This window comes from Massilia sp. Masssp93 (genome assembly GCF_059491295.1).
Genome location: NZ_CP168502.1, coordinates 3,879,017 through 3,892,094, shown reverse-complemented (window position 1 = coordinate 3,892,094; position 13,078 = coordinate 3,879,017). Strand labels below are relative to the sequence as shown.

At 65.6% G+C, this 13,078-nt stretch carries 13 protein-coding genes; 7 read left to right on the top strand and 6 right to left on the bottom strand.

The window, feature by feature from the left end:
- The first annotated feature begins 61 nt into the window (after positions 1-61).
- Together ACEN9Q_RS15775 and ACEN9Q_RS15770 are read left to right on the top strand one after the other, a co-directional pair.
- Positions 62-832, top strand: a complete 771-nt coding sequence (locus ACEN9Q_RS15775; RefSeq protein WP_200958256.1) for a hypothetical protein — start codon at positions 62-64, stop codon at positions 830-832.
- 100 nt (positions 833-932) lie between these two features.
- Positions 933-3,893: a putative bifunctional diguanylate cyclase/phosphodiesterase gene (locus ACEN9Q_RS15770; protein ID WP_495625235.1), complete on the top strand. Its 2,961-nt coding sequence runs from the start codon at positions 933-935 to the stop codon at positions 3,891-3,893.
- A 137-nt stretch (positions 3,894-4,030) separates the two neighbouring features.
- Here ACEN9Q_RS15770 and ACEN9Q_RS15765 read toward each other — a convergent pair whose 3' ends face one another.
- On the bottom strand, positions 4,031-4,372 hold the full coding sequence (locus tag ACEN9Q_RS15765) for a DUF4124 domain-containing protein (RefSeq protein ID WP_495625234.1): 342 nt from the start codon (positions 4,370-4,372) through the stop codon (positions 4,031-4,033).
- A gap of 176 nt (positions 4,373-4,548) precedes the next feature.
- On the opposite strand from ACEN9Q_RS15765, the gene ACEN9Q_RS15760 reads away from it, so the two are divergent.
- The 3 genes from ACEN9Q_RS15760 to ACEN9Q_RS15750 are packed head-to-tail and all read left to right on the top strand — an operon-like array spanning position 4,549 to position 8,224.
- The gene (locus ACEN9Q_RS15760; RefSeq protein ID WP_056436421.1) at positions 4,549-5,352 is read left to right on the top strand and encodes a gluconate 2-dehydrogenase subunit 3 family protein; all 804 of its coding nucleotides are present in this window, start codon (positions 4,549-4,551) and stop codon (positions 5,350-5,352) included.
- A complete protein-coding gene (locus ACEN9Q_RS15755) occupies positions 5,352-7,124 on the top strand; it encodes a GMC family oxidoreductase (RefSeq protein ID WP_495625233.1) in 1,773 nt (590 codons plus the stop codon). The genes ACEN9Q_RS15760 and ACEN9Q_RS15755 overlap by 1 nt, the downstream gene beginning before the upstream one ends.
- On the top strand, positions 7,121-8,224 hold the full coding sequence (locus tag ACEN9Q_RS15750; protein ID WP_495625232.1) for a c-type cytochrome: 1,104 nt from the start codon (positions 7,121-7,123) through the stop codon (positions 8,222-8,224). The genes ACEN9Q_RS15755 and ACEN9Q_RS15750 overlap by 4 nt, the downstream gene beginning before the upstream one ends.
- 151 nt (positions 8,225-8,375) lie before the next feature.
- On the opposite strand, the gene ACEN9Q_RS15745 is transcribed toward ACEN9Q_RS15750, so the two are convergent.
- Both ACEN9Q_RS15745 and ACEN9Q_RS15740 read right to left on the bottom strand, forming a co-directional pair.
- Positions 8,376-9,491, bottom strand: a complete 1,116-nt coding sequence (locus ACEN9Q_RS15745) for a TraB/GumN family protein (protein WP_495625231.1) — start codon at positions 9,489-9,491, stop codon at positions 8,376-8,378.
- Between the two features lie 251 nt (positions 9,492-9,742).
- Entirely contained in the window at positions 9,743-10,702 is a 960-nt protein-coding gene (locus ACEN9Q_RS15740) for a DMT family transporter (RefSeq protein ID WP_495625230.1), read from the bottom strand.
- Between the two features lie 179 nt (positions 10,703-10,881).
- Here ACEN9Q_RS15740 and ACEN9Q_RS15735 point away from each other — a divergent pair, with 179 nt between their 5' ends.
- A complete protein-coding gene (locus tag ACEN9Q_RS15735; RefSeq protein WP_495625229.1) occupies positions 10,882-11,217 on the top strand; it encodes a hypothetical protein in 336 nt (111 codons plus the stop codon).
- A gap of 96 nt (positions 11,218-11,313) precedes the next feature.
- The gene (locus ACEN9Q_RS15730; RefSeq protein WP_056436405.1) at positions 11,314-11,511 is read left to right on the top strand and encodes a hypothetical protein; all 198 of its coding nucleotides are present in this window, start codon (positions 11,314-11,316) and stop codon (positions 11,509-11,511) included.
- A 53-nt stretch (positions 11,512-11,564) separates the two neighbouring features.
- Here ACEN9Q_RS15730 and ACEN9Q_RS15725 read toward each other — a convergent pair whose 3' ends face one another.
- The 3 genes from ACEN9Q_RS15725 to ACEN9Q_RS15715 form a co-directional block, all read right to left on the bottom strand.
- A complete protein-coding gene (locus ACEN9Q_RS15725; protein WP_495625228.1) occupies positions 11,565-11,933 on the bottom strand; it encodes a hypothetical protein in 369 nt (122 codons plus the stop codon).
- A 165-nt stretch (positions 11,934-12,098) separates the two neighbouring features.
- Positions 12,099-12,272, bottom strand: coding sequence for a glycine zipper domain-containing protein (locus tag ACEN9Q_RS15720; protein WP_200958255.1), 174 nt, complete (start codon positions 12,270-12,272; stop codon positions 12,099-12,101).
- 192 nt (positions 12,273-12,464) lie between these two features.
- Entirely contained in the window at positions 12,465-13,070 is a 606-nt protein-coding gene (locus ACEN9Q_RS15715; protein WP_495625227.1) for a PEP-CTERM sorting domain-containing protein, read from the bottom strand.
- Positions 13,071-13,078: the final 8 nt, after the last annotated feature.

Sequence of the window (13,078 nt, the reverse complement as noted above, 5' to 3'; positions counted from 1 at the left end):
TGCAACGTTGATAAAGTTCAATACGGAATTTACATTTCTGAACATCAACTCAGGAGTCAACATGGAAATGCGCTACCCCGGCGTCCTGCGCCCCACCCACGTCCCCTATGGGGTTCCGGGCAAGCCGACCGAACGCCTGCCCTTCACGATCCGGCGCGTGAGCAACGAGGCCGACCTGTGGAAGGCCGTCCGCGTGCGCCATGCGGCCTATGCGCGCCACGTCCCGGACTTCGCGCGCCAGCTCGTCCGGCCCGAGGCCTGCGATTACGGCGACGACGCAATCGTTTTCCTGGCCGAATCCAAGCTGGACGGCGCCCCCCTGGGGACCGCCCGGATGCAGACGAATCTGCACGAACCGCTGCACGTCGAGGAATCCGTCGCGCTGCCGGACTGGCTGCGCGGCCAGCCGCTGGCGGAGATGAGCCGCCTGGGCGTGGACAATGGCCGGATCGGCCGCATGGTCAAGACGGCGCTGCTCAAGGCCGGCGTGATGTATTGCCAGGAAAACGACATCGACTGGGCCCTGGCGACCGGCCGCGCGCCGGTCGACCGCCAGTACGAACAACTGACCTTCGTCGACGTGTTCCCGGATCTGGGTTTCGTGCCGCTGCGCCACGTGGGCAATATCCCGCACCGCGTGATGGCCTTCGACATCACGACGATCGAAGCGCGCTGGACGGCTGCGCAACACCCGCTGCTGAACTTCTTTTGTCACATCCACCACCCGGACATCGACGTCGGCGGCCGGACGGGCGTGCGGCCGCCACAGCCGAGTGCGAAGGGGGCAAATGTTGCGCAGCATGCATCGGAAATGTACGAACTGGTTGCTTGATTCAATAATTGCATGACGGCACTACTGTAAAGCTGTATCCTTGCGAGACGATAACGGCCGCCCGCGCCGCCGGGCCGCGATACCAGCTTCGCAGATACTCATGCAATTCACATCATCCGGCCGCTGGAAACTCCCGGGCCTCGCGCAGTTCGCGCTGGACCTCACGTTCCGGACGTTCGCTTACTACCTGATTCCGATCGCGATCGGCGTCGTCTCCATCCTGGCGCTGCTGTGCTGGGACAGCCAGTACATGTCCGGCAACGGCGATGCGCGCGACATCCGCGTCGTGCGCGAAACGGCGCCGCTGACCCTGGCCGCGGCCAACGCGCGCCTGCGCGACGCCATCCCGGTCTCGTACTTCGACACGCATTTGTCCGAGGCGCCCGTGTGGTTCCGTTTCAGCACGCGCCCGCGCACGCCCGGCAGCATCGCCGGCGACGTCATCGAGTTCCCGTCGCGCCACGCGGTCGACGTCAGTTGCTGGGACGCCACCACGCTGCAGCCCCTCGGCGCGGCCACGCGCGAGGTGGACACGCCGTCGCTGCACACGGCCAAGGCCGGCTTCGCCCTGCAACTGGCCGAGCTGCCGCGCGAGATCCTGTGCCGCGGCCGCTTCGCCGGTCCCGCGCGCGTGAACGTCGTGCAATGGCTGGAAACCCAGTTCGACCAGTCCGTCGAGGCGTTCCACCGCAAGTCGGGCCTGCTCGACGGCGGCATGATCGTGCTGGCGCTGTTCGTCCTGATCACGGCCCTCATCAACCGCCAGCCGCTGTATGTGTTGTTTTCCGGTTGGCTGATCCTGAACCTGCGCATCGCCGGACTGTCGGCCGGCTGGGACATCCAGTGGCTGGGCATGACCGTGCCGCCGCAATGGATGCTGCTGGGCCGCTCGCTGACCATCGCGCTGTACGGCGTGTCCACGCTCACGCTGTACCAGGCGCTGTTCCGCGAAGAACTCGTCAAGACGCGCTGGGCGATCCCGCTGCGCATCACGCAATGGGCCTGCATCCCGCTGCTCATCGGCGCCGTGACCCTGCCGTACGGCACGTTCCTGCCGATGCTGTGGGTGATCATGGCCTTCGGGTTCTCGCTGATGACGCTGGGCCTCCTCACGATCATCCTGCGTTCGCGCAACCGCGTGGCGGGCTGGTTCGCGGCCTCGTTCGCGCTGACTTATGTGGCGTCGCTGGCGGAGGTCGTGTCGGCGGCGCTCGGCATGCACCAGGTGCTGAACGTGATCAACAGCGTCACGGCGGCCCTCGCGTCGAGCCTGCTCGCCGCGCTGGCCGTGGCCGAGCAGATGCGCATGGAAACGCAGAAGCGCAGGGAAGCCCAGGACAAGCTGGAGCATGCCTACGAGGCGATGCCCGTCGGCCTGTTCACGCTCGACATGTACGGCACGATCGTGAGCGCCAACCCGGCCATGCGCAAGATGCTGGGCATTACCGAGATCGCCCCGGGCCGCACGGCATGGAAGCAGTTCTTCGCCGACAGCATGTGGACGGAACTGCTGGAACAGGTGCACGTGCGCAGCGAGGCCGAGATGCAGATCGTCAGCCGCGACGGCGCCCAGCGCTTCATGGTCAACGCCACGCTCGCGCGCGGCCGCGTGGAGGCCGTGCTGCAGGACGTGACCGAACAATACCGCGCCACGGAGCAGCTGCGCTTCATGGCCAACAACGACCCGCTGACGAAGGTCTTCAACCGGCGCGGCATCGAAAAGGTGTTCGAGGGCGCGTCCCAGCTGCTGAACGCGGGCAAGCCGCTGGCGCTGGCCTACATCGACCTCGACCGCTTCAAGCTGATCAACGACCTGTTCGGCCACGCGGCCGGCGACGAAGTCCTGAAGCAGGTGTGCGAACGCATGGAGCTGACGCTGGCCGGCGGCCAGAAGATCGGCCGCGTGGGCGGCGACGAATTCGTGATCGTGATGCCCGACACCGCGGTGCCGCTGGCGTCGCTGATCTGCCGCGGCATCGTCGACCGCATCGGCGGTACGCCGTACCGCGTGGGCGACAAGGCGTTCCACGTGCGCGGTTCGGTCGGCCTGATCGAGGTGTCGCCGGGCATGCCGATGAAGGACGCCGTATCGACCGCGGACCGCGCCTGCCGCGAAGCGAAGGGCGGCCACAGCGACGGCCTCGTCGTCTACGAGCGCGGATCGAACGCGTTCCAGGAGCGCGCCAACGAACTGAACCTGGTTGCGCGCCTGTCCGGTCCGGACGCCACCGAGGGCATGTTCCTCGAGATGCAGCCGATCATGTCGCTCACCGCGCCGTACGAATCGCTGAACTTCGAGGTGCTGCTGCGCATGCGCGAGGCGGATGGCCGCGTGTCCCCGGCCGGTCCGCTGATCGCCGCCGCCGAGAAGAGCGGGCGCGCGGGCGTGATCGACCGCTGGGTGCTGTCGACAACGCTGTCGTGGATCGAGAACCACCTGGAATCGCTGGTCAACACGCGCTTCGTGTGCATGAACCTGTCCGGCGCGTCGCTCAACGACGAGCGCTTCGTGCAGGACACGCTGGAAATCCTGTCGCGCTACACGCACGTGGCGAGCCGGCTGTGCATGGAGATCACGGAAAGCGTGGCGCTGCACGACCTGGACAACACGCGCCGCTTCATCGACCAGGTGCGCGCGTTCGGCGTGAAGGTGGCGCTGGACGACTTCGGCGCCGGCTACACGTCGTTCTCGTATCTCAAGGAATTGCCGGCCGACGTGCTCAAGATCGACGGCAACTTCATCGTCAACATCAACGCCCACCCGGCCAACGTGGCGATCGTGGAAGCGATCGTCAACCTGGCCGCCAACCTGGGCATGCGCACGATCGCCGAATGGGCCGAGGACGCGGCCACGATCCGCACCCTGGCCGAGATCGGCGTCGACTACGTGCAGGGCTATGCCGTGGCGCGTTCGCAGCCGCCCGAAAAACTGCTGGCCGCGAGCTCGTCGGCCAGCTTCATCCAGGGCGACGACGTGCTGCAGCTGGTGCGCACGCTGGGTTCGTCCGCCAACGAGCCCGAGCTGCTGGGCTTCGCGTCGCTCGACGACCACCTGCTGTAGGGTGGGCACCGTGTGCCGACGCGGACGTTTGCAAACCGCATACGTTACGCGTGGGCTCGGGGAGCCCACCCTACCTGATTCGGTCCGTAGGTGGGCGCTTCGTGCCTGCCAGCCGTTTGCGTGATGCGAACGTACGCTTAATTCAGCCCCGCCAGGCGCGGCCGCGCGTCCTGCAGCATCAGCATCCGCCGCGCTTCCTTCAGCGTCGCGACGTCGCGCGCGAGCCGCACGGGCGCCGCGAGGTTCGGGCGTTTCCAGGCCGCGTGGGGCAGGTCCGCCGCGGGCAGCACGTGGCGCTGGGGCGGCGCCGCCCCGGTGTGGCGCGACACCGGCACGGTGGCCGAGCCGGATGCGCAGGGCTGGTCGGTCAGGGTGATGTGGCCATTGCTGTCCACGCATTTGACGATCTCGCCGGCCAGTGCCGGTGCCGCCAGTACCGCGGCGGCAACGATGCTCAGCAGTCTAACTGGGCGCTTCATGATGTTCTCCTGTGCTAGGCTCGAATGGTGCCCGTCGCGACTGGTTCCATCTGTTCGTTGCCTCACCCTGTCCGCAGCAAACATCGACGGGCCCGGCCGAACCTTTGGCCAGTGTGCGGTTCCAAGCGTTGGGCCATTCTGTCTCGCACGTTCGAATAATCCGGAAAGGACCGACGATGGAGAAACTTACCCGGCGCACCTTCTTCAAGGCCGCGGGCGCCACGGCCGCCGCGCTCACGGCGAAGGCCCATGCCCTCGCGCCCGACGCGGCGCAACACGGCCACGGCGCCGCCCCCGCTACCACCACGACCACCACCGGCGCGGCCGCGCACACGGCCTATCTGTTCTTCCGCCCCGACGAGGCGCGCTTCGTCGAAGCGGCCGTGGCGCGCCTGATCCCGCTCGACGCCAACGGTCCCGGCGCGCTCGAGGCCGGCGTGCCGAACTACATCGACCGCCAGCTGGGCGGCGCGTGGGGCGCCGGCGAGCGCCTGTACCGCAGCGGCCCGTGGCAGGCGGGCGTGCCGGGCCAGGGCTACCAGCTGCCGTTCACGCCGGCCGAGCTGTTCCGCAATGCCCTGCGCGCCATCGACGGCGACGTGAAAAAACGCCGCAACACGACGTTCGACAAGCTGCCCGGCGCCGACCAGGACGCCTACCTGGAAAGCTTGCAGACCGGCAGCCAGGACCTGAACGGCGTGCCCGCGCACACCTTCTTCGAATCGCTGCTGGCGCTGACGATCGAAGGCTTCTTTTCCGACCCGATCTACGGCGGCAACAAGGACATGGCGGCGTGGAAGATGATCGGTTTCCCCGGCGCGTACGCGAGCTTCTACCACCTCGTCGACCAGCACGGCATCCTGTTCACGCGGGCGCCGATGAGCATGGGCGAGGACAACCGGCGCATGATCCACATCCAGCCCGTGGCGGACCAGCCGAAGGCCGTCGGTCCGAATCCCGTCAAGAAAGGAGGCAAGTGATGGCGACCCGCCTCAAGGAAGTGGATGCGGTGCTGGTCGGCGTGGGCCTCGTCGGCACGATGCTCGGCCGCGAGCTGACCAGGGCGGGCCTCAAGGTCGTCGGCCTGGAGCGCGGCAACGCGCAAGCCACGGTGCCCGATTTCCAGGGCCCGCACATGCACGACGAACTGCGCTATTCGGTGCGCAAGGCCCTCATGCAGGACAACACGAAGGAAGCGATGACCTTCCGTAACAACGTGAACCAGGTCGCGCTGCCGATCCGGCGCTGGGAAGGCTTCCTGCCCGGCACCGGCCTGGGCGGTGCGGCCGTGCACTGGAACGGGCAGACGTACCGCTTCCAGGACGACGAGTTCAAGATGCGCAGCCACAACGAGCAGCGCTACGGCGAGGGCTTCATCGACGCCGAACTGAACGTGCAGGACTGGGGCGTGACGGCGGCCGACATGGAGCCGTACTACGACCGCTTCGAATACCTGCTGGGCACGAGCGGCCTGGCCGGCAACGTCAAGGGCCAGAAGATCGCGGGCGGCAACCCGTTCGAGAATCCCCGCTCGCGCCCGTATCCGACGCCGCCCATGAAGGAACCGTACGGCTCCGCCATCTTCCGCAAGGCGGCCGCGAGCCTCGGCTACCATCCGTTCCCGCAGCCGTCCTCGAATCTCAGCCAGCCGTACACGAACCCCGAGGGCATGACGCTGCAGAGCTGCATGTTCTGCGGCTACTGCGAGCGCTACGGCTGCGAGCACTATGCCAAATCGTCGCCGCAGACGATCCTGCTGCCGGTGCTCCTCAAGGACAAGAACTTCACGCTGCGCACGCAGTCGCAGGTATTGCGCATCAACCTCGCCAAGGACAAGAAGACGGCGACGGGCGTCACCTATGTCGACGCGGCCGGGCGCGAATTCGAGCAGCCGGCCAAACTCGTCATCCTCTGTTCGTTCGCGCTCAACAACGTGCGCATGCTGCTGTTGTCCGGCATCGGCCAGCCTTACGATCCCAAGACCGGGCAGGGCGTCGTGGGGCGCAATTATGCGTACCAGACGATGGGCGCGGCGCAGGTGTTCTTCGACGAATCCGTCAACATCAACCCGTTCATGCGCTCGGGCGCGAGCGGCACCGTGATCGCGGACTTCGTCGGCGACAACTTCGACCACGGCCCCCACAAATTCATCGGCGGCGCCTACATGGGCGAGGTCATGTCGCACGGGCGCCCGATCGAATTCCACCCGACCCCGCCCGGCACGCCGGCCTGGGGCGCGAAGTGGAAGGAAGCCGTCGTCCGCCACTACAACCACACCGCCGTGCTGACCGTGCACGGCACCTCGATGTCGAGCCGCAGCAACTACCTCGACCTCGACCCCACGTACAAGGATGCGTGGGGCCAGCCGCTGCTGCGCATCACGTTCGACTTTCCGGCCAACGACCTGCGCATGTCGGCCTTTATCACGGACAAGGCCGCCGCGATCGGCCGCGCGATGGGCGGACGGCAGGTCGTGGCCTCGCCGCGCAAGGGCCCGTACACCGTCACCCAGTACCAGACGACGCACAACACGGGCGGCACCGTGATGGGGCTCGACCCCGGGACCAGCGTCGTCAACCGCTACCTGCAAAGCTGGGACGTGCCGAACCTGTTCGTCATCGGCGCCTCGAACTTCCCGCAGAACGCCACGTACAACCCCACCGATACCGTGGGCGCGCTGGCGTACATGGCGGCCGAGGCGATCGTCAGCCGCTATCTCAAGGCGCCCGGGCAGGCGTTGGTGCAAGCATGAAGACGACGACCCTGTACCGGTACGGCCCCGCCGTGGCGGCGCTCGCGCTCCTCGCGGGCTGCCACCGCGGCGGCAACGATGCGCCCGCGCCGAAGGTCGAGCCCGCGCAGGCGGCCGCGAATCCGTCCTCGAATCCGCCCGCGAGTCCGGCCGCAAATCCGGCCGCAAATCCGGCCGCGGCGCAACCGGGCGCCCAGGGCGGCGCCGGCACCCTGGCCCAGCAGAACGCCGGCGGCGGCGTGGCCAATGCGCTCGGCTTGCCCGGCGCGTCGGCGGCGCCCGCCCAGGGCCAGGCCAGCCTGCAGGCGGGCCAGCAACTGGCCATGAGCGGCGCGCCGAACGGCATCACGGCCTGCGCCGGTTGCCACGGCGCGCAGGGCGAGGGCAATGCGGCCGGCGGCTTCCCGCGCATCGCCGGCCAGTCCGCCGCCTACCTTGGCAAGCAGCTGGGGGCGTATGCCAACGGCGCGCGCGTGAACCCGATCATGCAGCCGATCGCGAAGGCGATGAACGCGGAGCAGATCCGCGACGTCAGCGCCTATTATGCGTCGCTCGGCGATGCGCCCGCGGGAGCGACGGCGGCGGCCGCCAAACCGTATGCCGCAGGGATGGACCGCGGCGCCACGCTGTCGGCCATCGGCGACGACGCGCGGGGCGTGCAGGCGTGCGCCAATTGCCATGGTCCGGGCGGCGTGGGCAACCCGCCCGTGTATCCGTACCTCGCCGGCCAGCACGCGAACTACCTGACGGCGGCGATGGCGGCATGGAAGAACGGCGCGCGCAAGACGGACAGCAGCGGCCAGATGACCCACATCGCCCAGTCGCTGCCCGACGCCGACGTGGCGGCCCTGTCGGCATATTTCAGCGCCCAGCCGGTGCCGCCGTCGGCGGCCAAGTGGATCAACATTCCGGCCGGTTCCAGCCAGCGCCCGGCCGTCGCGGCTGCCGCCGGTGCGCCGGGACCGCGCGGCGCGGGCGGATCGCCAGTGCGCGCGACCGGCACGGAGCAGGGCGCACCGACCACCGGCGGCAGCCAGGGTGGGGGCGCGGGCGGGGGGACGCAGCCGCAGCAGGGGACGCAGCCGCCGGTACGCCGCTGATACGGCGAGGGTCACGCAGGAGCCGCGTGTGTGGTGCACACGGCTCCTGCCGCTGCGTGAGCCTTTTCGTTGAACAGGGTAGCCGAAGTGATCGCCACCATGGCAAGGCAGGCCAAGCCGCACTCGCTCGCTTCGGTCTGTAATATGGTCTTCATAAGCTACCCAGCGCGGAGCGCACGCGGTCGAACCAGGAAGGCGACAGGAACGTTGCGCTGATGTCACCTGCCCCGTCGATGCGGGTGACCGAAAAGCCCTGCTGGCGCAGCAGGCTGATCAAACCAGGCTCGACCCGTTTGCCAACTCGCAGGTCGGGAAGGTGCAGCGCACCGACGATGACGAAGCTCCTGCGGTGTTCTGAAACGGTTTTGGCGATGAGCGGAACCCAGGCACGGGTGCGTTGTTTGATCATGATCTCAAAAGTGCCCGAGCTATAGTGCATCGTCCATCCCTTGTCCTGCAAGATCTGCTCCTCAGGAGAAACTTGATCAATGGCACAGGGCACCGCCTGGTCGACACAGTGGATCATCTCGTCAGTAACGTCACCGACGACGACTGCCAGTTTGCCGAGGGAGGTAAACGACGGGTCCGATTGCTTCAGGCGCAGCAGGCGCGAAACCTGCAGGGCTTTATCGGCAACGAAATCCGCTCTGTCGGCGGCACTTGCACTGCAGAAATGCGTTCGCCGGTCGATGAGCTTATCGAGGCCAATCGTCTTTTTCGATACCGCGCCCTTGCCGCGCAGGCGGAAGGAAACGCCTGTTGCGAAGGCGACGCCGTATGCCGGCCCGAGGGACTCTGTCGTAAAAGTGTCCAACAAGGTCGAAGCCAGGTATTGCGGCACGAGTTCCCAGCTTTCGAGCCAGTTCGGTACGTCAAGATGGCTATCCCGTGTCGTCCTGATCAGGGCGTCAATGGCAAGATGCAAGCGCTGCGTGTGCAAACCCTTCGGATCGTCAAAGCATGGCGCGCCGACCGCGAACGCGCCGTTCTGGAGCTGGTCCGGGCCGAAGTAGGTCTCCATGACGGCCACCTCAGCCACCGCGTAACCCGGTTTGACGACGGTCTCAAAGTAACGGTCGTTCTCGACCGGCGTGCTGGTGTGAGACTCACCGACCAGCACGGCCTGTGCATTGCCTTTGCTGACTAGCCATGCACGCGGCGTAGTGGCAGCAGCCGCGGCGGCAGTTGAGAGTAACGTGGCGAACACGGCGGCATACACCACATAGCGTCGAATGCAAGAGATCATCATGGTTGCGGGTTCGGTCATAGGCGCTACGCATAATCGCTTCAGGAATCAGGTCAAGGGACCACGCGATCCAGTGTAGGGGACGCCGATCGTGGTCGTGTTGACTGATGGGAATTTCGATTATCGTTCAGATGGAAATACGGTCGCCGCCTGGCTGGTCAAGTCCTGTCCGAGTGGCATGCTGAGCTGATCTTGAGGATTTGGCCGCAATCAATTTGCGTCCTTGATCGTCAATCCGGCCGTAGATGTTATTCGGGCGCCGTACGTCCGGTTCACGTCCGCGCCTCCGCCACCGCTTCTACTGGCATGCGCGCGGCCCCTGTCTCCTCGCGATGCGCCCGCGCGCACATCACGACGCCCGCGACCAACAACGTCAGCGCGAGCCCTTCGAGCGGCGTCGGCCAGCGGCCTTCCCACAGGTAGCCGTACAGCGATGCGAAAATGGTTTCGAACACGATCATCTGCCCCGTGAGCGCGAGCGGAAGCGCGCGACTGGCGATATTCCACAAACCATTGCCCAGCACGGAGCAGAACACGGCCATGGCGCCGATGAGCCCGGCGAAGCGGAGCCAGTCCGCGCCGCTGTGGACGAGCGTTTCGCCGCAAAAGGCGGGCACGGCCAGCACGATGGCTTCCAGGCCCGTGACCGCGCCCGTCAGCAGGCTCCAGTCCTGCGCCGACACGTGGTCGAGCCGTGCCAGCCAGCGGCTGTTGCTGACCGCATAGGCCGTCCACGAGACGAGGGCGCCGGCCGCGCACAGTAACCCCGTCAACGAACCCGGACCGGACGCGGCCAGCGATTGCCAGCTGATGCACACGAGTCCCGCCGCGCTGCAGGCCAGCGAGGGCAGCAGCGCGCGCAGCGACGGCGCATGGCGCGTGCGGCTGCCGACGATGGTGACGGCGAGCGGCAGCAGGCCGATCACGAAGGCCGTCATCGCGACGCCGCCCGTCTGCACGGCTTTCGCGAGCAGCACGTAATACAGGATGTTGCCGATGAAGCTGAGGCAGGCGAGGGCGCGCCATGCGCGCCAGCCGAGCGCGCCCTTGAGCCGGCGCCAGGACGGCGCGACGAGCACGGTGGCGACGAGTCCGTAGGCGAGGTAGCGTCCGGCGGACAATTGCAGCGGCGGGAATCCGGCGGCCAGCCTGGGCGCGAGGAAGACGAGTCCCCAGAAGGCGCCGGCGACGATGCCGGACGCGATGCCGAGGTGGGTTTTGTTGACGGACACGGGTGCTGCTCCAGTGCGGAAAGCCGCCATTGTCCGGGATGGGGCGGCGGCTCGTCTTGGCGCGGACTCCTGGAATGTTGACCGGGACTCGCGTCGCATGCTCGCCGAAGGTGTAGAATATTTCCACGTGGAAATGTTAAGATTCCGCATCGCCCCCCACATTGCCATCAGCTTTTACAATGAATATGCAAGTCAAACCAGCCGGTTCCGATACAAAGGCACGCTTCAACTATCTCGTCTGCCTCGACATCGTGGTCGTGGCCTGCATCCTCGTGATTGCGGGTCGTCCGGACGGGCTTGCCATTACATTAACCGCCATCATCGTGGCAATCTGCGCGGTGCTCTACCGCTGTTCGGTGAGCCTCGGGTCATTCGTGACGAGCCGGCCTCCCACGCCGGCACCGCCGCCGCAAGACGTCGATCGCAAGTTCAAGCCGGCCACGTATGAGGCGCCGGAACAGGCGCCGTCGGGCGGTGGGGCGAAGAAGTCGTCCTGGTTGCGCGAATCCGACTAGAAAAACCCGGCATGCGGGCCCGCGGGCCGCTGCGGTAAAATCGGCGCAGGATGGATCGCGCGATTCGTCCAATTACGTGATAGCAGAGGAAACGACATGGCCAAGAAAGAAGAACTCGACGAAGAAACGCTGGCATTCATCCACTGGTGTATTGAGGTGGAAAAGTTTCTCGTCGCCGGCGGCGCCACCGTCCAACAGGCGCAGGACCATATCGAAGAGCAGGTCGAATGGTTTACCGATCAGTATTACGACGACCTGACGCCGGAGGAGGCCGCCAAGGCAGCGCTGGCCTGACAAGCGTCGGCACTGTCGGACGCCGCTGCGGCCTGGGCGTCAGCATTATCGGATCAGAATGACCGGGCGCCGGGCGCCGGGCAACTGGGCGTTGAACGGCCCGTGCGGTGGGCTGAATGACCTCGTTCGTTTGCCCGAAAGGTCCCTTCCACCAAAACGTATCCCCCGCTGAGCTTCCTTGACGATTTTTCCTGCTGGTCTGTGAGCGATATCCACATCGCGTTCGAGGAGAGCGACTTTTCATAGTCTTCGCGGTGGAGGTACAGCGCATTTCCTTCAAACTCCAGGTTCAAGAAGGCAATCAGCCGTATGGGCGAACCGTCATACCGGTCAGGGTTGGCGATGAGCTGAATCATGGAGACATCGCGAATTTCGGTCGATCTTGCGGGCGCCGATAAAAGAGCGAGGGCGGTGAAAAGCATGAGCAAGATCTTATGCATGTGTGAACCATAAGTGAAATGCGTTGGGCCGGTCACAACAGGGCGTTTTGACCAAAAGCGGACGCTGCCGAACGTCCACAACCAACCCAAAACGGCCCGTCGGGTCCTTGCTGAACAACAGAGTTCTTTTGACGGTCAAATGTAAAGTTAGCGCCGGAACTTCGACATCAGGGCGCCCATAACCACGCCAATTGCCACCCCCGGACCAATGCCAAGAGCAAGGTTGCCGATTGCGATGCCAATTCCGCATCCAATCGCTACGCCAAAACACATGCCAACGCCGATGAATTTGCTGTCTTTTCTGTCGGGTGAATCGCTCATAAAACCCTTTATTTCCGCATGTATCGCAGAATGGAACTTTTCTACTCGTTCAGCGCCTGAGGCGAGAAGCTGACAGGCTGAGTATCCCGATGCGCTCAGAAGTGGACTGAGTCCAGCGTACGCACTGGGACACCTCCATATTGGTCAAGCCCGCCAGTGGACGAACATCGCCCGCATTGCGGGCGTTTCATTTCAGACGGCGCGGGGCTTCGTACGCTTGCGCAGGCGGCCCATCAGGCCCAGGCCGGCCGCCACCAGCGCCAGGCTGGCCGGTTCCGGCACGCTCCCTGGCACGGGGGCTGGCACGACTTCCTGAAAGCCCGAGTTGCCCGATTCGAGCAGCGCCAGCAGGCCCGGATCGATCTGGCCCAGTTCGACGCTGCCCGACTGGATGGCGTGGGTTCGCGGCAGTTCGCCCGGCTGCGCAAACAAATACGTGCTGAACTCGCGGCCCGACACGGTATAGCTGGCCGAGCCCGGGTCGAAACGGAAATCCAGGTAGATATCCCCATGGTAGTCGCCGATGTTCTCGGACCAGGCGTCAAAGCTGGTCGGGCCGCTATTGGTCGTGATCAAAGCCGTCGTCACGTTCGAGTCGAAGGCGGGGATATAGTTTTGGTAGCCGGTTTGAAAGTCGTAGAACGCGATGGCCTGGTTGGTCGTGTTCTGGACGAACCAGCCGGTCAGCGGCATGCCGTCATCGAACGTCGCGTTCTTGAAATCGTACTGGATAAAGGCGGCCGACGCCGACATCGAGACGCAGCCTGCGAACGCGAGCACGAGTAATTTTTTGAGCATGGTTGACT